The sequence below is a fragment of the Nonomuraea thailandensis genome, from assembly GCF_024172165.1.
GTDB lineage: Bacteria > Actinomycetota > Actinomycetes > Streptosporangiales > Streptosporangiaceae > Nonomuraea > Nonomuraea thailandensis.
This window is the reverse complement of the sequence record NZ_JAMZEB010000002.1, coordinates 8,988,657-9,010,285: the sequence shown is the minus strand read 5'-3', so window position 1 is coordinate 9,010,285 and position 21,629 is coordinate 8,988,657. Positions and strand designations below refer to the sequence as shown.

Sequence of the window (21,629 nt, the reverse complement as noted above, 5' to 3'; positions counted from 1 at the left end):
CGAGCGCGACCATCCCGGACAGCCCCGCACGCCGCTCCCGAAGCGACCCGCGATGCACAGCCCGCTCACGAGCCCACTTCCGGAGCGGCCCGCGGTCGTACGGCCGACTCACGAGCCCGCTTCCGGAGCCGCCCGCGCCGTGGGGCCGGCTCCGGATTGGTCGGCTGCCGTGGTGGCCGTTCTCAGGGTGCGATGGTCGACGGGTGTGGTCGCCACGCCAGTTGCGCCGCACCCGCCAGACTGGCCCGCACGCCCAGCGAGCTCTGCCTGACCTCCACCGCCCGTACGAAGGGCAGCCCGGTCACGTCGTCCAGCGCGTTCCGCAGCGGCTCGAAGAGCACCTCGCCGGCGGCCGACACGCCACCACCGATGACCACCGCCGTGAGCTCGACGGCCGCCGCGGTGGAGGCGATCATGCCCGCGAGGGCCCTGGCGCTCCGCTGGAAGGCCGCCACCGCGATGGGGTCGCCCGCGGCGGCGTCCTGGGCCAGCGTCCGTGCATCCGCTTGAGCCTCTTCCGGGTGTCGTGCCGGACTGCCGTGGTGGCGCTCCGCGTGGCCTGCCGGACTGTCGCCGTGGTGCGCCGGGTGTTCCATCGGGCCGTCGTGGTGGTGCTCCGAGTGGGTTGCGGGGCCGTCGTGGTGGTCCAGCAGTGCGGGTTCCGTACGGGGGGAACCGTCGGCGCGGGCGGAGGCGCCCGGGGACCAGCCGTTCTCCAGTGCCCAGCGGGCCATGTTGGGGCCGCTGGAGTAGCGTTCGACGCAGCCGCGGCCGCCGCATTCGCAACGCTCGCCGTAGGGGTCGATGCTCATGTGGCCGACATGTCCGGCGTTTCCGGTCGGGCCGAGGAGGGGGACTCCGTCGATCACCAGGCCGCCGCCGATGCCGGTCGACACGACGACGCCCAGCAACGACGTGCAGCCGCGGCCGGCTCCCAGCCAGTGCTCCCCGAGGGCGAAGCACTGCGCGTCGCCGGCCAGCACCGTGGGGAGCGCGGTCAGCTTCTGCACCTCCTCGCGCAGCGGGAAGCCGCGCCAGCTCGGCATGTTCACCGGGCTGACGGTGCCCGAGGCGAGGTCCACGGGGCCGGCGCAGCCGATGCCGACGGCCCGGGGCGGCGGGCCGCCGGCCATGACCTCCGTGATGAGGGCCGCCAGGGCGGACATGACCTCCTCCCGAGGCGTCGGACGGGTGGCGGAACGCAGGATCGAACCGGCCTCGTCCACCAGTGCGGCGGCGAGCTTGGTTCCTCCGATGTCGATGGCGAGTACGCAGGTCATCAGTGTTTGTGGTGGTTGTCGGGCTGGCGGGGGTCGCCAGGGTGCTCCAGTCCGGGCATGAGTCTTACTTTCTTGGCGCGCAGGTCGTCGAGCCACCGCGCGAAGGCTTTGCGCTGGGCGGCCCGTAGGAGGTCGTGTTCCTGACCGCTCGGCTTCCGGTCCGGCGGCGTGGGCTCGGGGACGGCGATGGCGACGTGCCAGCCGAGGGCGTCCTCGACGGGGCCGGCGGGCGTGCCGTCAGGACGGTGCCGGAGGGCGTCGGCGATCGCTGCCGGCAGGGACGCGAGCGTGACCGCGCCGAGGGGCTCCAGGTCGGCCGGGCCTGCCTCCTGGGCCTGGGCGAGGTCGGTGAACAGGCGGTGCCGTACGAGGTGGCGCGGTTCGGGCTCCGGCACCGGCCGGGGCCGCCACTCCGGAGGGATCGTGACCGCGGCCGTGACGTGCTCGAACACCGCCCGCACCCAGGGGTTGCCGTTGTAGGCGGCGGCGTTGATCGAGCCCAGCTCCACGGCGGACACAGGGTCCAGGAAGGGGTTTTCCGGGATGGCGGCTCCGAGTGCGGGGGCGGGTCGAGGTCGCGGAGGCAGGGTTTCGCTTCCGGGGGGTCGCAGGCCGAGGTCGGCGGCGGCCCGTTCGCACAGGCACTCCGTGAGGATGACCTGGGTCAGCCAGCGGGTGAGCTGGCGGTCCTCGGAGGTGCCCGGCTTCGGCAGGGTGGAGCTGAGCGGGCCGTTGCGCAGGTCGGCCAGGCGCTGGTCGAGACGCTCGCGCGGAACCGGCCGGTCGGCGACCCAGCCGATCGCCTCGGTGGGCGGCTGCTCGGGGGCGGCCCGCCGGCCGGTGGCTGAGCCGATCGTCCCGGACGGCGGAGGCGCGGTGGGGGTGGCGCTGTTCGCGACCGGCCGCTCGATCCGCTCGCCGGTCCGGGTGGGTGTCTCGGTCAACGGGTGACCTCCAGGCGGATCGCCGGTGAGTACTGGCAGCGGCCGAACCACATGACCTTGGCCAGCGCCCACGCATGGCCCGATGGCTGGTCGGCGGGGACCTCCACCGGGAACGTCACGTCGATCGCTTCTCCCGCCGAGACCGTGAAGCCCTGGATGACCTCGGGGAGCATCGCCCACGTGCCCCAGGGGGAGGCCAGCTGGGACTCGCCGCGGATCTCGTCAGAAGTGGTGTTGGTGAGCCGCAGCGTCAGCGAGGCGTGCTCTCCCGGGCGGAGGGAGAGGGCGCCGGTGCGGGGTTCCAGGGACAGGCCGGTGGCGCGGGAGCCGGTCGACCGGGTGCCGCGGACGGCCGTGCCCGGCTTGGGAGGCAGGCCCGTGACGGGGAGCTCGGGGAGGTCGCCGATGGCCACGGTGGTGATGTCCTCGATGAGCTGGCCGCCCGCTGAGGTGCGGGCCGAGACGAACGACAGGCCCGGGGTGGGAGCGGGAGTGATCGTTACCGGGAAGCGGAGGTGGCCGCTGGGAGGCAGGCGGTAGGGGCGCCGGGATGGGGTGGCGGCCCAGCCGTCGGGGAGGCGGATGTCGACGACGCCCTCGTGCGGGTCGTTCGTGAGGTGGGAGGCGAGGACGACCTCCACCTCGAACGGGCCCTGCGGCGAGGTGACGAGGCCCGGGGTGAGGGCGATGGAGATCGGCAGGAAGCCCAGCGGGGCCGGGCCCTTGTTGTGGAGCCAGTAGCGGCTGTAGACGGGCTGGGCTCGTTCCGTGGTGCGGGCGGATTCCGGGTGGGGTGGTGGGAGTGGGGCGGTGGCCAGGTAGGTGGCGATCTCGAAGCCGGTGAGGGTGAGGTCGTGCCCGGTCGCGGCTGTGGCGCCCGGGCGTTCCAGGAGGTCGGAAGGGGTGAGCGCGTCGAGCTGGAGGACGGGGGAGGCGAGCTCGGCCCGGGAGCCCAGACCGGTGGATTCGGCCAGGCGGATGGTCACGCCGTGCTGCGGGGCTGCCGGTGTGGTGGCGTGCGCTGGAGCCGCGGAGGTGGCGGCCTGAGTGGGGGCTGCGGGGGCGGAGGCGGGTCTTGGAGGTGTGGGGGTGAGGCCGTGGGCGAGGGGGTTGCCGGTGGCTTTGAGGGTGCTCAGGAGGACGTCTCGGGGTGGGGTGATGGTGAGCAGGGAGTGGGTCGCGGGGAGGGGGCCTTGCTGGGCGGAGGGGAGGAGGCGGGGGAGCAGCGGGGTGATGTGTTCCTGGGCCGCCGCCGGGAGCCGGAGGGCGCGCCAGTCTCCCGCTCCGGACACCAGGGAGTAGGAGAACTCGTGCGTCCAGTGCTGGAGCTGGAAGCCGGAGCCGTCGGGGGCGGTGCGGCGGGGCGGGTCGAGCCAGATGCCCGACGGCCAGCCGGTGCAGGAGCGCATGAGGGACAGGTGGAGCGCGCCCGACGGGTCCACCGCGAAGCCCGGCAGGCCGTACGTGAGCAGGGCGACAGTGCGGTTCTCCAGGCGTTCGGAGCCGAGGGGGCAGTGTGCCCGGATCGTGGCGTCGGCCAGGTCGGAGACCAGGTCGGCGATGGGGCCGGTGACGATCAGGGCCGGGAGGGCGCGGAGGTCGCGCAGGTCGGCGCTGGGCTGCCAGACCTCCTGGAGCGGGCGTTCCGCCGGGATCCAGACGCGGGTGGCGCCCGACCGCAGGGCCTTGGCGTAGGACTCGTCGGCTCGGGCGAGCAGGTCGGCTGCCAGCGGATTGGTGTCGGGGCCGCCCAGCACGATGCGTACGTCAGGGAGGTTGGAGTCGACGTCGAGCCAGCCGTACCGGGTGCCGTGCGCGGAGGAGGTGGTGGCCGTCACGCCGGCTCTGGCCAGCGCCACCACCAGGTCGCGGGCCTGAGGGGCGTCGTCCAGGGTGGGGACCACGACCTCCGCGACGCCCAGCGCCCGCGCGCCCGCCTCGCCGAGATCGACCTTGGCCGTGGCCGACAGCCCGAACCAGGTGTTGGCCGGGTTGTCGAGTGTCCACGGGTGCTCGGCCGTGTCCACGTCGGGCAGCGCGAAGCCGCGCCCGACCACGGCGCCCGCGACGTCGGAGACCGGGAGAGCGCCTTCGACCCGGGCCGGGAAGCGGACGCGGAGGAGGCGGTCGGCGCCGGAGTGGTCGAGGACGCGGGTGGTGAAGTCGATGCGGTCGGAGCCGGTCAGGAGGGTGACGGTCTGCTCGTAGGCGATCTCGCCGACCCGGCCGGTGACGGTCAGCCGCTCGCCCAGTGGACTGGACTCGGCGGTGGCGGAGGTCGCGTGCGCCTCGGCGGAGCCGATGACGTGGCCGGTGGGGATGAGGTGCCACGGGCCCTCGCCCATGTCGGGGTGCTGGGGATATTCGTCGTAGAGGCGTAGCTCGTTGCCGGGGCCGGTGAGGAGTTCCTGGCCGGTGCGGCGGTCGAGGATCGAGGCCAGCACACCGCCCCGGGCGGGATCGGCGGTGATCAGCCACCGGTCGTTGTGGATGGTGACGGGCGCGGGGACGGCGGTGACTTCGGTGTTCGGGGCGGCGGTGGCTCCGCTGGTCGCGGTGTCTCCGGTGGTGGCGGGGCCATGGGGGGCGGGGTGGTGGAGCGGGGCCGCGGCGGGGTGCCAGGGGCGCGGGGTGCCGGGGACGACGTCGTACGTGCGCCAGCCCATGGACGGCACGTCACGGGCGAGGAAGGTGAGAACACCGTTCTCCGTGACGGCGGGGACCTCGGCGCCCGACGGGGACGCGACGGCGTGGCCGGCGGGAAGCGTGACCCGGACGAGGCCGTCGCGGGCGAAGGGCAGCGTGTTGGTGACCACGACGCTCCGGCCGTCCACCGCGATCTGGCCGGTCAGGGCCGCGAGGGCGGTGTCGCGGGCCTGCGTGGCCAGGTCGTGGGCCTCGCGCCAGCCGGTGAGCAGGTCGATGTAGACCTGGTCGGACTCCGAGCCGGTGATCGCGTCGTGGTGCGCGCCGTAGGCGAGCTGGCGCCACACCTTGTCGAGCGCCGTGTGCGGATAGCCGCCCAGGCCCAGCAGGGACGCGAACGTGGACAGGCGCTCGGCGTCCAGGGCCGCCACCTCGGCGGCGCGCTGGGCCTGCTTCGTGTCGATGTAGGAGACGTCCTTGCCGGTGTAGACGGGGTTCATGTCGCGCGTCTGGGGGCTGAAGGACGGGCGGCCGGCGCGGACGGCGTCGAGGAAGTCGCGCGGGGTGGCGCAGACGAACCTGGGCCAGACGTAGCGGGAGGCCCACTCCCGGTGGATGTCGGTGACCCACTTGTTGGGCGGGGTGTAGTCGGTGCCGACCGGGAGCAGGATGTTCCTCGTCGCGGCCACGGGCTTGAGCGAGCGGTAGAGGTCGTATACCGCCTGGCAGGCCTCGTCGAGGGACGGCGTGGAGTCCATCCACCAGCCCGCCGAGTAGTGGCCCGGCATGTAGTGGGTCAGCACCCCCTGCCCCGAGGGCGCGATCCACTCGAACTCGCTGGGGAACTGCATCAGCGCCGCGTCGTTCTTGGCCTGCCTGAAGTTCTTGCTGATGGGCCCCCACTGGTGGAACGGCCCGCGCGCCCACGCGCTGCCCGTCAGCCCCGCCGCCGCCAGATAGCCGGGGAACTGCGGGTCGTGGCCGAACACGTCGAGCTGCCACGCCGTGCGCGGATCGCCGCCCAGGATGTCGCGCTGGTAGCCGATGCCGTGGACGAGGTTGCGGATGGTGGTCTCGGCGCCGGTCAGGTTGGTGTTGGGCTCGTTGTACGTGCCGCCGATCAGCTCGGCCCGGCCCTCGGCCAGCAGGGCGCGCAGGTCGGCCCGGCGCTCGGGGTGGGTGTCGAAGAACGGCTTGAGATAGTCGACCTCCGCCAGCACGAAGCGGTAGTCGGGGTCGCGCATGGCCAGCTCCAGGTGCGCCTCCACCAGGGCGAACGCGTTGCGCTCCCACAGCGGCCTGGTCGTGGCGTCGGTGGACAGGAGCTCCCACGGGCTGGTGTAGGCGGCCTGGGTGTTCCACCACACCGGGTCGTAGTGGAAGTGGGACACCATGAACATCGTCCAGCCCGGCTCCTCGGCCGTGACCGGGACCTCCAGCGTCTCCTCTCCCAGGGTGAGCAGGCACGGCACGGTGGTGCCCGGGGGCGCCGACACGATCAGCGGGATCTCAAGGGTCGCGGCGGCGGGCGGAACGGTGATCTCGGCGGCCAGGCGGACGCCCGCGCCGCGCAGCTCCAGCGACGATGCGTGATCTCCCTGGGCGACGGCGACGCGCAGCACCTGGTGCGGCTCGTCGGGCGGGCCCACGAACAGGTCGGTCGACTCTGCGGACAACAGGCGGAAAGGCAAGGCAACCTCCGTGCACGTGTTGCTGGCGCCCGTAACACTAAGCCCTTCCAAGATCAATGACAACGATGTCAGTACACGGCTGTGGATAACTCGGATCGACTGCCTGGGGCCTGTGGATAACCAGGTGCGGTGCGGTGTGGCGAGTGTGGGCGTGGTCGGTGCGGAGGAGCGGGGCGGGCATGGAAGGATTGCGGCATGAGCGCAGTGAAACTCGATGGCAAGGCGACCGCCGCAAAGATCAAGGCAGACCTCACGAACCGGGTGGCAGCGCTCAAGGAACGCGGTGTCACCCCCGGCCTGGGCACCGTGCTCGTGGGCGACGACCCCGGCAGCCAGATCTACGTCGCGGGCAAGCACCGCGACTGCGCCGAGGTGGGCATCGCCTCCATCCGCGTCGACCTGCCGGCGACCGCCTCCCAGGCCGACGTCGAGGCGGCCATCGACGAGCTCAACGCCTCCCCGGCGTGCACCGGTTACATCGTCCAGCTCCCCCTGCCCAAGCACCTCGACACGATGGCGTTGCTGGAGCGCATCGACCCGGCCAAGGACGCCGACGGCCTGCACCCGGTCAACCTCGGGCGGCTCGTGCACATGGTCGACGCCCCGCTGCCCTGCACCCCGCACGGCATCGTGCTGCTGCTGCAGGAGTACGGCGTGCCGATCAAGGGGGCCGAGGTCGCCGTGGTGGGCCGCGGCATCACGGTGGGGCGCTCGCTCGGCCTGCTGCTGACCCGCCGCAGCGAGAACGCCACCGTGACCCTGTGCCACACCGGCACCCAGGACCTGGCCGCCCACGTGCGCCGGGCCGACATCGTGGTGGCGGCGGCCGGGGTGCCGGAGCTGATCACCAAGGACATGGTCAAGCCGGGCGCGGCCGTGCTCGACGTCGGGGTCTCCCGGGTGAACGGCAAGATCGCCGGGGACGTGGCGCTGGACGTGGAGGACGTCGCCGGCTACCTCACGCCCAACCCGGGCGGGGTCGGGCCGATGACGCGGGCGCTGCTGCTGTCCAACGTCGTGGAGGCCGCCGAGCGCCGCCTCGGGTGACGTCCGGGGCCGCCGCCTCCGTCATTTGACGGAGGTCCGGGCGGTCTCGTCGCTCCAGGATGGGTCCTCAAGGGCTCTGCCAGCGCGAACGCCGGCGGGGCAGCCCTCTTGAGGAGGTGTCCATGGAGCTGGACGGGCTGGTCGCCGTCGTCACCGGCGGTGCCTCCGGGCTCGGCGCCGCCATCGTGGACGGCCTGGCGTCCCGAGGCGCGGACGTCGTCTACGGCGACCTCCGCGATCGCGCCGAGGAGGATCTCCGCGATCGCGCCGAACATGGCGTGCGCGACGGCGCGGGTGGCGGCGGGTACAACCCCCGGGACCGTGCGGATGGCCGCGGGCCCGGCAGCGCGGGTGGTGGCGGTTACGAGCCACAGGAGCGTGCAGGTGGCGGTGGGCGTGACCCCGAAGGCCTCCGGGAGCGTGAGGGCGGGCAGGCCTCGGGCCGCACCCGTTTCCACCCCCTGGACGTCCGCGACCCCCGCTCCTGGCAGGCCCTGGCCGCCGAGGTCCGCGCCACGTACGGCCGCCTCGACCTCCTCGTCAACAACGCCGGAGTCAGCACCCGCGCCGACCTCCTCACCACCACGGACGACGACTGGGACCGCATCCTCCGCACCAATCTGTGGGCCCCCTGGGCAGGCATCCGCACGTTCGTCGAAGAACTGACCGCCAGCCCCCGGGCCAGTGTCGTCAACATCGGCTCCGTCTACGGCCACATCCCGCCCCCGCCACCCCCCGCACCCCCGTCCTCGATCGCCTACCAGGTCAGCAAGGCGGGCCTGCACATGCTGACCAGAACGGCCGCGGTGGAGCTCGCCCCCAGGGGCATCCGCGTCAACAGCGTCCTGCCGGGCGTCTTCATCACCCCGCTCCTCCAGGACCTGCCGGCGGAGCACCTCCGCCCCCGCGTCGAGCGTGCCCCGATGGCCCGCCCCGGCGATCCGGCCGACGTGGCGGCGGCCGTCTGCTACCTGGCCTCTCCCCAGGCGTCGTTCGTGACGGGCGTCCTGCTGCCCGTGGACGGCGGATACACCGCGTCCTGACAAATCCCCCCATGAAGTGAGAGGTCGCGATGACCAGCGACAACACCACGACAACCCCGGCACCCACCTCCACCTCCACCTCGAACCTGCGCGCCGTCGTCGCGGGCAGCTTCGGCAACGTCATGGAGAACTACGACAACCTGGTGTACGCCTACACGGCCGCCACCCTGGGCAAGCTGTTCTTCCCCGCGTCGGACGGCCTGGCCGGCACCCTCTACACCTTCGCCGTCTTCGCCGTCGGCTTCCTCATGCGCCCGCTCGGCGCGATCACGTTCGGGCACATCGGCGACAAGTTCGGCCGCCGGATCGCGCTGGTCGTCAGCGTGCTCATGATGGGCGCGGCCACGACCCTGATCGGCCTGCTGCCGACGTACGAGAGCATCGGCGTGCTGGCCCCGCTGCTGCTGGTGGTCCTGCGCATGGTGCAGGGCTTCTCGGTGGCGGGCGAGTGGGCGGGGTCGGCGGCGTTCCTGGTCGAGTACGCCCCGCAGCGCAGGCGCGGCTTCTTCGGCAGCTTCAACCAGGTCTCGACGGCGGCCGGGTTCCTGCTGGCGTCCGGCGTCGTGGCGCTGAACAGCACGGTCTTCACCGAGCAGCAGGTCACCGAGTGGGCCTGGCGGCTGCCGTTCCTGCTGTCGGCGCTGACGGCGGTGGCGGCGCTCTGGCTCAGGTACGGCCTGGCGGAGACGCCGGCGTTCACCGAGGAGCAGGCCAAGGGCGAGACCGCGACCAGCCCGCTGCGCGAGGGCCTGCGCACGCAGTTCGCCGGCATCGCCCGCGGCTTCGGCTTCACGATGTTGTGGACCGTCGCGTACTTCTTCTTCCTCACCTACCTGCCCACCTGGCTCACCGACGTGGCGGGCGTGGACGCGGGCGTGGCCCGCGTCTCGAACCTCGTCGGCCTGGTGACGCTGACCCTGTGCATCGCGGCGTTCGGCGCGCTGTCGGACCGGATCGGCCGCAAGCCGCTGCTGATCGCCGCCGCGGCGGGCTTCCTGGTGCTGAGCTGGCCCGTCATGGCGCTCATCCAGAACGGGGGAGTGTTCGGCGTGTACGCGGGCCAGATCGTGATCGCGGTGATCCTGGCGATGTTCTCCGGCCCGGGCCCGGCGGCGCTGTCGGAGCTCTTCCCGACGAAGCTGCGGTATTCGACGATGTCCATCGGATACAACTTCGCGGTCATGGCCTTCGGCGGCACGGCGCCGTTCGTGGCGACCGGGCTGGTCCAGCTCACCGGCTCGGGCATGGCGACGGCCCTGCTGCCGATCGTGTCGGCGGCGGTCACGCTCGCGGTGGTGGCCGGCATGAAGGAGAGCGCCCACCGGCGCCTCCACTGAGGAGATCATCATGACGAAGCTGATCGCGGTCGAGGGCACGTACGAGGAGATGGGGGCCGAGCTGGGCCGCCGCACGAGCGAGCTGGTCGAGCGGAGCGTGCAGACCTACCTGCGGCGCTTTCGCGACGACGCGGGCCTGTCCGCGGCGGACGTGTCGCGCTGGGGCGCCGTCTACCTCGACGTGGCCAGGCGGTACGACGCCCGCGTCGCCGCCATGCTGGAGGGCCTGGCGGCCGGCGCCGGCCAGCCCATCGAGCACATCACCGCCCTGAACGCCCGCACCGAGATGTTGTACGGCACCGGCTACCGCGACGAGGGCTGCACCTCGGTGGCCGTGCTCCCCAAGCACACCAGGCAGGGCCACACCCTGCTCGCCCAGAACTGGGACTGGCACCCCGAGCAGGGCCCTGTCACGTTCCTGCTGGCGACCAGGGACACCGCGGGCTTCACGGTGCTCACGCTGGCCGAGGCCGGCATGCTCGCCAAGTCGGGGCTCAACTCGGCGGGCCTGGGCGTCTGCGCGAACCTCCTGGTCTCCGACCGCGACACCGGCGGCGCCGGGGTGCCGTACCACTACCTGCTGCGCGGCGTCCTGCAGTCGCGGACGATGAGCCAGGCGCACCGCAAGGCACTCGACGTGGTGCGCATCTCCTCCGGCAACCTGCTCATCGCCGACGCCGGCGGCGAGGCGATCGACCTGGAGGTGGCGCCGGGCGTCTTCGGCACGCTGCTCCCGCAGGACGGCCTGATCACGCACTCCAACCACTTCCAGGCCCCGCTGCCGCTGGTGGACAGGAAGGCCGCCACCTCGGCGCTGACCCTGCTGCGGCCCGCCAGGGCCAGGCACCTGCTGGAGGACGCCGCCGCGGCCAGGACCCTGGAGCTGAAGGACGTCGTCGCGGCCCTGCGCGACCACTACTCCTACCCCGACGGCATCTGCCGCCACGTGGACCCCGACGTCGGCAAGGGCGAGGAGATCGCGTCCGTCTACTCCGTGGTGATGGACCTGGACGCCCGCGAGCTGTACATCGCCGAGCACCCGCCCTGCGAGCGCCCGTACGAGAGGTGGCGGCTGGACGACCTGTTCACCCCCGGCGCCGGACCCGAGATCTGCTTCCCCATCGAGGAGGACCATGCCTGACCGTTCGACGATCTGCCTCACCTTCGACTTCGACGCGATCTCGCTCTGGCTCGCGCGGGGCATGACCTCGCCGGGGCCGGTGTCGCGGGGCGAGTTCGGGGCGCACGCGGTGCCGCGGATCCTGAAGATGTTGCGGGAGCGCGGCATCACCGCCACGTTCTTCATCCCGGGGCACACCGTGGACACCTATCCCGCCGAGTGCGCCGCGATCGCGGAGGCGGGGCACGAGATCGCGCTGCACGGGTACGCGCACGAGCCGGTCTCCAAGCTCGACCGGGCCGGCGAGCTGGCGGCGGCCGTGCGGGCGCGCGAGTCGATCGTCAAGGTCACCGGGTACGAGCCCGCCGGCAACCGCACGCCGAGCTGGGACTTCACCCCCTCGACCGTGGACGTGCTGCTGGAGGTCGGCTGCGAGTACGACTCCAGCCTCATGGGCACCGACTACACCCCCTACTACGCCAGGCGCGGCGACGTGGCCGACCCCGACGGGCCCTACCGGTTCGGCGAGCCGACCACGCTGGTCGAGCTGCCGGTTTCGTGGACGCTGGACGACTATCCGCAGTTCGAGTATCTCCGGCTCGACAGCGCCGTCCTGCCGGGCCTGCGGGAGCCGGCGGCGGTGTTCCGCAACTTCCTCGACGACGTCGACTACATGGTGCGGGACGTGCCGGGCGGGGTGTGCGTGCTGACCTTCCACCCGCAGGTCATCGGGCGCGGGCACCGCATGCTGGGGCTCGAACGTTTCCTCGACGCCTGCCTGCAGCGGCCGCTGGACTTCCGCACCTGCGTGGACGTGGCGCGGGCGTTCCGGGCGGCCTGATGCGGGCGCTGGTCATGGGCGCGAGCGGCGGGATCGGCTCGGCCGCCTGTGCCGCGCTGTCAGCGGCGGGCCACGAGGTCGTGACCGTGGACTCGCCGCGTGCCCAGGCGGAGGCGGGCGAGGCGGGGACGGCTGCACGCGCGGACGCGGCGGGGACGGCGGGCTCGCCGCGATCCCGTGTGCGGGTGGACGTGGTGGCGGACCTGGCGGAGCCGGGCGCGGCGCGGGCCGCGGTGACGCGGGCGTGGGAGTCGTTCGGGCCGCTGGACGCGCTCCTGCACGTGGCCGGCCTGTTCCCGGCGCGCCGCGTGCTGGAGACGACCGAGGAGCTGTTCGACACGGTGATGGCGGTCAACACGCGCTCGGCGCTGATGGCCGCGACGGCGCTGGCCGAGCTGTGCGTACGGCACCGCCGCCCCGCCACCGTCGTGTTCACCAGCACGGGCGGCGCCCTGCGCCCACGCCCCGGCACCACCGTCTACGCGGCCTCGAAGGCGGCACTGGAGGCGGTGACCAGGGGGCTGGCGCTGGAGCTCGGCCCGCTGGGCGTGCGCGTCAACGCGGTCGCGCCCGGCTTCGTGGACGTCGGCTCGCCGCTGAACCCCGTCCCCGCCGCGTACGTCGAGGCCGTGCGGGCGGCGAGCCCCGCGGGCAGGGCGGCCACACCCGGCGACATCGTGCCCAGCCTGCTGTGGCTCTGCTCGCCCGACTCCGCCTGGGTCAACGGCCACGTGCTGGCGGCCGACGGCGGCGCCGGGCTCGGCTCACCCGCCATGCCCTCCTGGCTGGGCGAACAGCGGCCGGAAGCGGTGCCGAGCCAGCTCGACGGGTGAGATGACCCGGCTCGTGCCGTCCTGCACCTGGTGGACGAGGTGTGCGTGGGCGAGCGAGGCGTCGAACGTGTCGTCGGGGTAGGCGAGCGCCCGCTGCCCGCGCCCGCCGAAGTAGTACGGCCCGGCGGCGCCCCGGTGCACGGTCTCCCGCAGCGAGCGCACCGTCGCGCCGAAGTCCCACGGCCGTCCCACCGAGGCCCAGGCCCCGGCCAGCAGGTGGATCATGTCGTAGTGGATGGCCGCGCTGCCGCTGCCGGGCTCGTCACCGAACGCCCGCCGGTAGCGCTGCATGAACCTGGCGCTCACCGGGTCGCCGTACGTCCCGATGACGGTGGCCCACAGCAGGCCCTCCGCCAGGCCGTCCATGCGCTCCTCGAAGCGGGGGATCGTGGGCGTCCAGACCGTGTAGACGAGCGAGCGGGAGCCGGTGGCGCGCAGCTCGCGCAGGAACAGCCGCAGCTCGTCCTCGACGTACGTGCAGACCAGCACGGCGGCGGGGTCGCCCGCTGTGAGGGCCGCCACGACCGAGGCCCAGGGCACGCCCGTGTCGGGGACCGGCACCACGCCGGTCAGCTCCCAGCCGCGGGCGCAGGCCAGCTCGTCGAGGCCGTGCGCCTGCCCGGTGTCGTACCCGTCGGCCCGCACCACCGCCATCACGCGCCGGTTGCCGGGGCGCCACTGGCCGGACGTCGCCAGCAGATCCAACGTCCTGATAAATCCGGACATGTAGGCGGTCTCTGTCGCGCACACCTGGAACGTCTGCCCGAGCACGCCCGGATTGTCGTGAACGTGTTCGGCGATCGACGGCGTGACCATGGAGTGCATGAGCGGCGCCCGGTACTCGGCGGCCCGCATGATCGCGTCGAGGTGGTGGCGCGGGCTGACGTTGCCCAGCGTGATGGCGTCCACGTCGTGCGAGCGCAGGTAGTCCACGGCCGCCAGCAGCTCGGCGTCGGTGTCGCCGGACACCTCGATGGCCAGGTGGTCCACGCGCCGTCCGGCCACGCCGCCCCTGGCGTTCAGCTCCTCCACCGCGATGGCCGCTCCGCGCCGCATGGCCAGCGCGTCGAACCGGCGCGGCCCGTCCAGCGGGTAGATCGCCCCCAGCCGGATCGGCCGCCGCCGCGCCGCCCCCTGCGGGGCGACCGCGCGCCGGGCGGAAGCCTCCGGACCCCGGCCGCCGGGCTCGGCGAACGGGGCGAGCAGCGCCTCCTCGGCCATGGCCAGCGCCGCGGCCGCCGCCCGCGTCGGCGCGCCCAGCTTGGCCAGCACGTTCTCCACGTGCGTGGCCACGGTACGGGCCCCGCAGCCCACCCGCGCGGCCGTCTCCGGGTTCGTCATGCCGACGGCCACGCACGTCAGCACCTCGTGCTCGCGCTGCGTCAGCCCCCACGGCGCCTCGCACCGCTGCGCCTCCAGCCCGGTCACCGGCCCGCGTTCGGTGTCGTGGCCCTCGACGGTCACCCGGTAGAGGTGGCGGTCGGCGCCCCGCCAGTAGTAGCGCAGCGTGCCCGCGCCGCCGGCCCGCCGGGCGTGGTCCACGAGGGCCTGGTTGCTCGCGAAGAACGCGCCGGCGCCGGTGAGCACGCGCCGGCCGCCGTCCACCGTGAGCCTGGCCCTGAACGGAGGCTCGGCTTCCAGACGTTTCCCCATTCAGCGACGATACCGGGTGTGCTCAGAACGGGTACCGGGCGATGTCCCCCTGCATGGTGACCCACTGCGTCTCGGTGAAGGCGCCGGCGTTGGCCCCGGTCCCGCCGAACCGCGCCCCCGTCCCCGACGCGCCCATCCCGCCGAACGGGGCCACGGCCTCGTCGTCCACGGTCTGGTCGTTGATGTGCACGATGCCCGTCGGCACCAGGTCCGCCAGGGCCAGGCCCTTCATCACGTCCCGCGTGAGTACGCCCAGCGACAGCCCGTAGGGCGAGTCGGCGGCCAGCGCCGCGGCCTCCTCCAGCGTGGAGAACGTCGTCACGGGCGCCACGGGCCCGAACACCTCCTCCGCGTACGCCGGCGCGCCGACCGGCACCTCCGCCAGCACCGTGGGCCGGTAGAACAGCCCCTCGTACGTCCCTCCGCACGCCAGCCTGGCCCCGGCCGACACGCTCTCCGTGACCAGCCGGTGCACCCGGTCCCGCTGCCCCGCGTCGATGAGCGGCCCGAGCGCGACCTGCCCGGTGGCCGGGTCGCCGACCGGCAGGGCGTTGGCCCTGGCGGCCAGGCGCGAGACGTACTCCTCGGCCACGGCCGCGTGCACGAGGTGCCGGCCCGAGGTCATGCAGATCTGCCCCTGGTGGAAGAACGAGGCCCAGGCGCCCGCCGACGCGGCGGGGTCGAGGTCGGCGTCGTCGAGGACGACCAGCGCCGAGTTGCCTCCCAGCTCCAGGTGCACCCGCTTGAGCGAGCGCGCGGCCAGCTCTCCGACCTTGCGCCCCGCGGCCGACGAGCCGGTGAAGGAGATCACGGGGATGTTCGGGTCGGCCACCAGCGCCTGGCCGGCTTCGGGGCCGCCGGGCAGCACGTGCAGCAGGCCGCCGGGCAGCCCGGCCTCCTCGAAGACGCGGGCGATGGCGTAGCCGCCGCAGACGGCGGTGCGCTGGTCCGGCTTGAACACCACCGCGTTGCCCAGCGCCAGCGCCGGGGCGACGGACCTGATGCCGAGGATGAGCGGGAAGTTGAACGGCGCGATCACGCCCACCACGCCGACCGGCACCCGCCGGGCGAAGCTGAGCCGCTTGCGCGCCGTCGGCAGCACCTCGCCGAGCGGCTGCGAGGCCAGCGCCGCAGCCTCGTAGCACTCCTGCGCCGCCACGTGCGTCTCGAACCCGGCCTTCCCCGGCACGCCGCCCGACTCGCGCACGATCCAGTCCTGGATCTCCTGCGCGTGCTCCTCGAACAGCCGCCCGGCCCGCCGCAGCAGCGCGGCCCGCTCCTCGTACGGGGTCGCGGCCCAGGCCGGCTGCTCCCGCCGGGCGCGGACGGCGGCGGCGGCCACGTCGGCCGCGCCGGCGGTGCCCGCGCGGCCGAGCTCGCCGCCCGTGGCGGGCTCGACGACGGGGGCGTCACCGGCCCGCGAGGCCGTCCAGCCGCCGTCGAAGAGCGATCCGGTCCAGATCTTGGGGTCCAGGAACGTCATGGTCAGCCTCCTCAGGAACCTACGGAGCCACGCTCACGACCACGTCGAGCAGCAGGGGAGTCTCGCGCGCGGCGAGCGTGGGCAGCACCTCGTCAAGGGCACCGGTCAGGTCGGCGTACGTCTCGATCCGTTGCGCGGGGCAGCCGAGCGACCTGGCCAGGGCGCCCATGTCCACCTCGTCGAACGGCGGCCACGGGCCCTTGCCGCCGCCGTGCCTGTCGGCCAGCCCGTCCATGACCGCGTACCGGCCGTTGGCGAGCACCACGAACAGCGCGCCCACCCGGTAGTGGGCCGCGCTCCAGAGGGCCTGCACGCCGTACAGCGCCGAGCCGTCGCCCACGACGGCGACGACGGGCCGGCCGGGCAGCGCCATCCGCAGGCCCACCGCGGCGGGCAGGCCGAACCCGAGCCCGCCGTTGGCCGCCGAGATGAAGCCGAACGAGGTCCTGGCCGGCACCATCGCGTGCAGGTCGGGACGCGCGGAAGGCGCCTCCTCGATGAGCGCGACGTCGTGCGGGAGCCGCGCGGCCAGCTCCCGCAGCACGTCCGTGTGCAGCAGCGGCCCGCCCGCGTACGGCTCGTGGCCGGACACGCGCGACCACGCTCCGCCGCGCCCGGGAGCGGGCAGGAGCGCGGCCAGGCGCGCGCAGACGGCCTCGGGGGAGGCGAGGTAGGCCAGGTCGGCCGGGCTGCGATGCGCCACCGCGGGGTCGTCCGTCACCAGCGCGATCGTCGTGCCGGGCTCGACCAGCGCACCCGGCTCGTAGGAGTACTGCCGGAACACCGGCGCCCCCACCGCCAGCACCACGTCGTGGGGCCGCAGCCGCTCCCGCAGCCCGCTCCGCCCGCCGGGCAGCACCCCGCCGTACTGCGGATGGTCCTGCGGGAACCCGGCCCGCCCGCCGAACGACTCCTGGTACACCGGGCACCCCAGCCGCTCGGCCAGCGCCACGAGCGCGAACCACCCCGGCCCCACGCCCGCGCCCGACACGATCGCCGGCCTGCGCGCCCCGGCCAGCAGCTCCACGAGCGGCGCGAGATCGGAGTCCGCCACGGCGGCCGGGCGCAGCAGCCGCGCCGGAGCCGCCACGGTCTCGCCGTCGAAGGGCGCCTGCCAGTCGTCCATCGGCACCACGACCAGCGCGGGCCCCCTGGACGTGGTCGCCTCGTGGACGGCCCTGGCCACGGCGCCCGGCACGTCCTGCGGCCGCACCGGCTGGTCGGCGCGCACCGGGTAGTCGCCGGCCAGCCCGGCCAGCCGCCCGGCCAGGAACGGCTCCAGCGCCAGGTGCCGCCGGTCCTGCTGGCCGACGAGGATCACCAGCGGCACCCGGTTCTCCCTGGCGGTGGCGATGGCGCTGACGGCGTTGCCCAGCCCGGCCACGCTGTGCAGGAGGGCCAGCGCGGGAGCCTCGCGCCCGATCGCCCAGCCGGTCGCCATGCCGACCACCGAGCCCTCGTGCAGGGCTAGCACGAACCGCAGGTCGTCGGGCAGCCCGGCGAGCAGCGGCACCTCGGTCGAGCCGGGGTTGGCGAAGATCGTGGTCAGCTCGTGGCGCCGCAGGATGTCGAAGACGGCGTCCCTAACGGTCCTCACTGTGCCCCCTCGCTCGCTGGATCTGCCGGTAGACGTGTCCGCGCAGCTCCCCGAAGCGGGGCAGCGACCGCGTCGTGAGCTGGTCGCGCTCGGCGGGCAGGTCGATCTTGAGGTCCTCCATGACCGTGGTCGGCGAGGAGGACAGCACCACGACCCGCCGGCCGAGGTAGACGGCCTCGTCGATGTCGTGGGTGACGAAGAGCGTGGTGATCTCGAAGCTCCGCCACAGCCGCAGGATCAGGTCCTCCAGGTCCGCCCTGGTCTGGGCGTCCACGGCGGCGAACGGCTCGTCCATCAGCAGTACCTGCGGCTCGTACGCCACCGCGCGGGCGATCGCGACCCGCTGTTGCATGCCGCCGGAGAGCTGCCAGGGGTGCGCGTCGGCGGCGTCGGAGAGCCCGACCGCGCGCAGGGAGCCGGCCACCAGGTCCCGCCGCCGGTCGGCGGGCAGCCGCTTCTCCTTCAGCGGCAGCTCCACGTTCTGGCGCACGGTCATCCAGGGGAACAGGCTGCGGCCGTACTCCTGGAACACCACGGCCATGGACGGCGGCGGGCCGGTCACGCGCCTGCCGTCCACCCGGACCTCGCCGCCGCTGACCGGCAGCAGCCCGGCCACGCAGCGCAGCAGCGTGGTCTTGCCGCACCCCGACGGGCCGACGACGCAGACCAGCTCGCCGGCGCCGACGCTCAGCGTGATCGAGCCGATGGCCTCGACCCGGCGGCCCGGGCTCTCATACACCTTGCGCAGGTCGTGGATCTCAAGCACGGGCGGCTCCACTGCCGTAGTACCAGGCCAGCACCCACCGCTCCACGCGGCGGAAGAGCAGCGACAGCCCGAGCCCGAGCAGGCCGAGCAGCAGGATCCCGCTCCACATCTCGGCGATCTGGAACTGCCGCTGGAACAGCACGATCGTGAACCCCAGCCCGCTGGAGCTGGCGAACATCTCGCTGATGACCATGAGGATGATCCCGATGGACAGCGCCTGCCGCAGCCCGGTCATGATCTGCGGGCTCGCGCCGCGCAGCACGAACCGCCGCACCCGGGACGCGCCCCTGACGCCGTACATGCGGCAGGTGTCGGCGAGCACCTCGTCCAGCGCCCGAACGCCCTCGACGGTGTTGAGCAGGATCGGCCACAGGCAGCCCGAGACGATGACCAGCACCTTCATCGGGGTGTCGATGCCGGCCAGCAGCATGATCAGCGGGACCAGCACGGGCGGCGGGACGGCCCTGAAGAACTCCAGGACCGGCTCCAGCGTCGCGCGCAGCCGCCGCGACAGCCCGATCGGCACGCCCAGCCCCACGCCGAGCAGCCCGGCCAGCGCGTAACCCGCCAGCAACCGGCCGGTGCTGGGCAGCACGTCGTCCACGAGCCGCTCGGAGAACCAGGTCTCGGCGAACGCCCGCCCCACGGCCGCCGGGCTCGGCAGGTAGAACGAGCTCCCGCTGACCGCCCACCAGAGCAGCACCAGCAGCGCGGGCAGGGCCAGCAGCCTGATCGCCTTCACGCCGCCACCTCCGAGCGCACGGCCGGATGCCAGGCCAGCACCCTGCGCTCCAGCAGCCGCACGGCGGCGTTCACCGCGATGCCGACCAGCCCGGCCAGCACGATCAGCGCGTACACGGAGGGCACCGCGCCGCTGCTCTGCGCCACCTGGATCTCCGCGCCCAGCCCGGGGCTGCCGATGACCAGCTCCGCCGTCACCGCCAGGATGAACGCGACCGCCGCCGCCAGCCGCAGCCCGGTCATCACGTACGGCAGCGCCGTCGGCCACACCAGGTGCCTGACCCGCGACCAGGCCGACAGCCGGTACGACCTGGCTGTGTCGAAGGCCACGGAGTCGACGGCCGCCACGCCGTACAGGACCTGGATGAGCACCTGCCAGAACGACGCGTAGACGACCAGCAACAGCGTCGAGCCCAGCGACGGCCCGAACAGCAGCGTGGCCAGCGGCACCAGCGCCACCGACGGGATGGGCCGCAGGAACTCGACGGTCGAGCTCGTCAGCGCGCGCAGCCCCGGCACGATCCCGATGACCACCCCGGCCACGACCGCGGCGCAGAACGCCAGGGCCAGGCCGATCGCCCAGCCGCGCAGGGTCTCACCCAGCGCGATCCACAGCTCCGCCGTGCCGAGCTGCGCGGCCAGCGTGGCGAGGATCTCGGAGGCGGGCGGCAGGAACCGCTCGTCCACCAGGCCGAGCCGGGGCACGGCCTCCATCAGGAGCAGCAGGCCGCCGAGCCCGGCGGCGCCGTACCCCAGCCGGGGGAGCAGCCCGTCGCGTCGGATCACGGCACCAGCGCCGACACGTCGACCTTCTCCTTGAGCACCCCGTCCGCCACCGCCAGGTCGGCGATGGTCTGCACGGACGCCTTGTTCACCTCGGCCGGCCACTTCGGCAGGTAGATCTTGGCGATCACCTCGGGTGCGATCTTCGTGTACGTCTTCAGCACCTCGCGCACCTCGTCCGGATGCGCGTCGGCGTACTCCAGCGACTTGCGGATCGCCGCCGTGAACCGCCGGGTCAGGTCGGCGTCGGTCCTGCCGGTGGTGAAGTACATGGCCACGGTCAGGTCGGGGGCGGCGTCGGCGAAGTTCCAGGCCACGGGGCGGGCGCCCTGGCTGATGGCCTGGCTGACGAACGGCTCGACCACCCAGATGGCGTCCACCCGGCCGCTCTGCAGCGCGGCGGGCGCGTCGGGGAAGGGCAGCTCGACGAACTCGATGCCGGACGGATCGCCGCCGGCGTTGCGGACGGAGGCGCGCACGGTCGTGTCGCCGATGTTCTTGAGCTGGTTGACGGAGATCTTCCTGCCCGCCAGGTCCTTGGCCGCCTTGATCGGGCTGTCGGGCTTGACCAGCACCGCGCTGAAGTCCTTGCCCTGCTCGCCGGTCGAGGAGACGCCGTTGGCGACCACCTTCACGTCCAGCCCCTGCTGCTTGGCGGTCAGCAGCGAGGTGGTGTTGGCGAAGGCGAACTGGAACTGGCCGCTCACCGCGCCGGAGACGGCCGCCGCGCCGCCCTGCACCGGGGTGATGGTCAGGTCGATCCGCTGCTCGGTGAAGAAGCCCTTGGCCTTGCCGAGGTGGATCGGCGCGGTGTCGACGATGGCGATCACCCCGGCGTTGACCTTGGTCGGGCCCGAGCCCTGGCCGGGCGTGGCGGGCTGGGCGCCGCCGCAGGCGGTCACGAGAAGAGCGGCGAGGATCACGAGAGCGCGACGCACGGCTGGCTCCTAGTTGTTCGCTATGCGCACATGTATTCTCAGATCGAACAACCCCGTATCGCGGAAGCTACGCCTTTGTCGGCTCCTGTCAAGGGGATCACCATGGTGGATCATGTGCAGTCGCTGGCCCGCGGGCTCGCGGTGATCCGGGCGTTCAGCGCCGCCGAGCCCGAGCAGACGCTCAGCCAGGTGGCCCGCGCCACCGGGCTCAGCAGGGCGGCGGCCAGGCGCTTCCTCATCACGCTCACCGAGCTCGGGTACGTGCGCAACGACGGGCGGCTGTTCGCGCTCACGCCCAGGGTGCTGGAGCTGGGGTACGCCTACCTGTCGGCCCTGTCGCTGCCCGAGGTGGCCGATCCGCACCTCGAACGGCTGGCCGCCGAGGTGCGCGAGTCGGCCTCGGTGGCGGTGCTGGACGGGGAGGACGTGGTGTACGTGGCACGGGTGGCCACGGCGCGGATCATGCGGGTGAGCATCAGCATCGGCACCCGGTTCCCGGCGTACTGCACGTCGATGGGGCGGGTGCTGCTGGCGGCGCTGCCGCCGGAGGCGCTGGAGGCCTACCTGGCGGGGGCCTGCCTGCGGCGGCTCACCTCCCGCACGATCGTGCTGCCGGCCGCGTTGCGGGCCGAGCTGGACGAGGTGCGGGCGCGCGGGTGGGCGATGGTGGACCAGGAGCTGGAGGAGGGGCTGCGCTCGATCGCCGCGCCGATCCGCGACCGGACGGGGCGGACGGTGGCGGCGGTCAACGTCTCGACGCACGCCACCCGTACGAGCCTGCAGGCCGCCGAGCGCGACCTGCTTCCGCCGCTGCTGGCCACGGCCACCAGGATCGAGGCCGACCTCGCCTCCCTGTCACCCGCCCGCGCCTGAGCCACCCGGGAGG

Annotated in this window: 17 protein-coding genes; 7 read left to right on the top strand and 10 right to left on the bottom strand. The window is 73.4% G+C overall.

The window, feature by feature from the left end:
- Window positions 1-182 precede the first annotated feature (182 nt).
- From HD597_RS45125 to HD597_RS45115, 3 genes are read right to left on the bottom strand one after another with little or no spacing between them, the layout of a single operon-like run.
- Window positions 183-1,280 carry an ROK family protein gene (locus tag HD597_RS45125; protein WP_253752468.1) on the bottom strand — a complete coding sequence of 366 codons (1,098 nt, stop codon included), beginning with the start codon at window positions 1,278-1,280 and terminating at the stop codon, window positions 183-185.
- Window positions 1,280-2,224 (bottom strand): peptidylprolyl isomerase, encoded by a 945-nt coding sequence (locus tag HD597_RS45120; protein WP_253752465.1) that lies wholly within the window; start codon window positions 2,222-2,224, stop codon window positions 1,280-1,282. Before HD597_RS45120 ends, HD597_RS45125 begins: the two co-directional genes overlap by 1 nt.
- On the bottom strand, window positions 2,221-6,546 hold the full coding sequence (locus tag HD597_RS45115) for a glycoside hydrolase family 38 N-terminal domain-containing protein (protein WP_253752462.1): 4,326 nt from the start codon (window positions 6,544-6,546) through the stop codon (window positions 2,221-2,223). Before HD597_RS45115 ends, HD597_RS45120 begins: the two co-directional genes overlap by 4 nt.
- A 210-nt stretch (window positions 6,547-6,756) precedes the next feature.
- Between HD597_RS45115 and HD597_RS45110 the strand changes: the two genes are divergently transcribed.
- The 6 genes from HD597_RS45110 to HD597_RS45085 all read left to right on the top strand — a co-directional run bounded on the left by HD597_RS45110 (window position 6,757) and on the right by HD597_RS45085 (window position 12,782).
- Complete coding sequence (locus HD597_RS45110) at window positions 6,757-7,608, top strand: bifunctional methylenetetrahydrofolate dehydrogenase/methenyltetrahydrofolate cyclohydrolase (RefSeq protein ID WP_253752459.1); 852 nt, start codon at window positions 6,757-6,759, stop codon at window positions 7,606-7,608.
- Window positions 7,609-7,730: 122 nt separating this feature from the next.
- A complete protein-coding gene (locus HD597_RS45105) occupies window positions 7,731-8,651 on the top strand; it encodes an SDR family NAD(P)-dependent oxidoreductase (RefSeq protein ID WP_253752456.1) in 921 nt (306 codons plus the stop codon).
- Between the two features lie 29 nt (window positions 8,652-8,680).
- Window positions 8,681-9,988 (top strand): MFS transporter, encoded by a 1,308-nt coding sequence (locus HD597_RS45100; protein WP_253752454.1) that lies wholly within the window; start codon window positions 8,681-8,683, stop codon window positions 9,986-9,988.
- Window positions 9,989-9,998: 10 nt separating this feature from the next.
- Window positions 9,999-11,129, top strand: a complete 1,131-nt coding sequence (locus HD597_RS45095) for a C45 family autoproteolytic acyltransferase/hydrolase (protein WP_253752452.1) — start codon at window positions 9,999-10,001, stop codon at window positions 11,127-11,129.
- The gene (locus HD597_RS45090; protein WP_253752449.1) at window positions 11,122-11,949 is read left to right on the top strand and encodes a polysaccharide deacetylase family protein; all 828 of its coding nucleotides are present in this window, start codon (window positions 11,122-11,124) and stop codon (window positions 11,947-11,949) included. Before HD597_RS45095 ends, HD597_RS45090 begins: the two co-directional genes overlap by 8 nt.
- Complete coding sequence (locus HD597_RS45085; RefSeq protein ID WP_253752446.1) at window positions 11,949-12,782, top strand: SDR family NAD(P)-dependent oxidoreductase; 834 nt, start codon at window positions 11,949-11,951, stop codon at window positions 12,780-12,782. Before HD597_RS45090 ends, HD597_RS45085 begins: the two co-directional genes overlap by 1 nt.
- Here the strand turns inward: HD597_RS45085 and HD597_RS45080 are convergent.
- Genes HD597_RS45080 through HD597_RS45050 form a run of 7 tightly spaced genes read right to left on the bottom strand, consistent with a single transcriptional unit; the run spans window position 12,714 to window position 20,743 of the window.
- Complete coding sequence (locus tag HD597_RS45080; RefSeq protein WP_253752444.1) at window positions 12,714-14,435, bottom strand: ABC transporter substrate-binding protein; 1,722 nt, start codon at window positions 14,433-14,435, stop codon at window positions 12,714-12,716. The genes HD597_RS45085 and HD597_RS45080 overlap by 69 nt on opposite strands.
- Before the next feature lie 22 nt (window positions 14,436-14,457).
- Window positions 14,458-15,918 (bottom strand): benzaldehyde dehydrogenase, encoded by a 1,461-nt coding sequence (locus HD597_RS45075; RefSeq protein WP_253752442.1) that lies wholly within the window; start codon window positions 15,916-15,918, stop codon window positions 14,458-14,460.
- Between the two features lie 19 nt (window positions 15,919-15,937).
- The gene (locus HD597_RS45070; protein WP_253752438.1) at window positions 15,938-17,515 is read right to left on the bottom strand and encodes a thiamine pyrophosphate-dependent enzyme; all 1,578 of its coding nucleotides are present in this window, start codon (window positions 17,513-17,515) and stop codon (window positions 15,938-15,940) included.
- A complete protein-coding gene (locus tag HD597_RS45065) occupies window positions 17,502-18,281 on the bottom strand; it encodes an ABC transporter ATP-binding protein (RefSeq protein WP_253752435.1) in 780 nt (259 codons plus the stop codon). Before HD597_RS45065 ends, HD597_RS45070 begins: the two co-directional genes overlap by 14 nt.
- The gene (locus HD597_RS45060; RefSeq protein WP_308210827.1) at window positions 18,274-19,023 is read right to left on the bottom strand and encodes an ABC transporter permease; all 750 of its coding nucleotides are present in this window, start codon (window positions 19,021-19,023) and stop codon (window positions 18,274-18,276) included. Before HD597_RS45060 ends, HD597_RS45065 begins: the two co-directional genes overlap by 8 nt.
- Window positions 19,020-19,808, bottom strand: a complete 789-nt coding sequence (locus tag HD597_RS45055; RefSeq protein ID WP_372513554.1) for an ABC transporter permease — start codon at window positions 19,806-19,808, stop codon at window positions 19,020-19,022. The genes HD597_RS45060 and HD597_RS45055 overlap by 4 nt, the downstream gene beginning before the upstream one ends.
- Window positions 19,805-20,743, bottom strand: a complete 939-nt coding sequence (locus HD597_RS45050; RefSeq protein ID WP_253752432.1) for an ABC transporter substrate-binding protein — start codon at window positions 20,741-20,743, stop codon at window positions 19,805-19,807. Before HD597_RS45050 ends, HD597_RS45055 begins: the two co-directional genes overlap by 4 nt.
- 102 nt (window positions 20,744-20,845) lie before the next feature.
- Between HD597_RS45050 and HD597_RS45045 the strand changes: the two genes are divergently transcribed.
- Window positions 20,846-21,616, top strand: coding sequence for an IclR family transcriptional regulator domain-containing protein (locus HD597_RS45045; RefSeq protein ID WP_253752429.1), 771 nt, complete (start codon window positions 20,846-20,848; stop codon window positions 21,614-21,616).
- Window positions 21,617-21,629 lie beyond the last annotated feature (13 nt).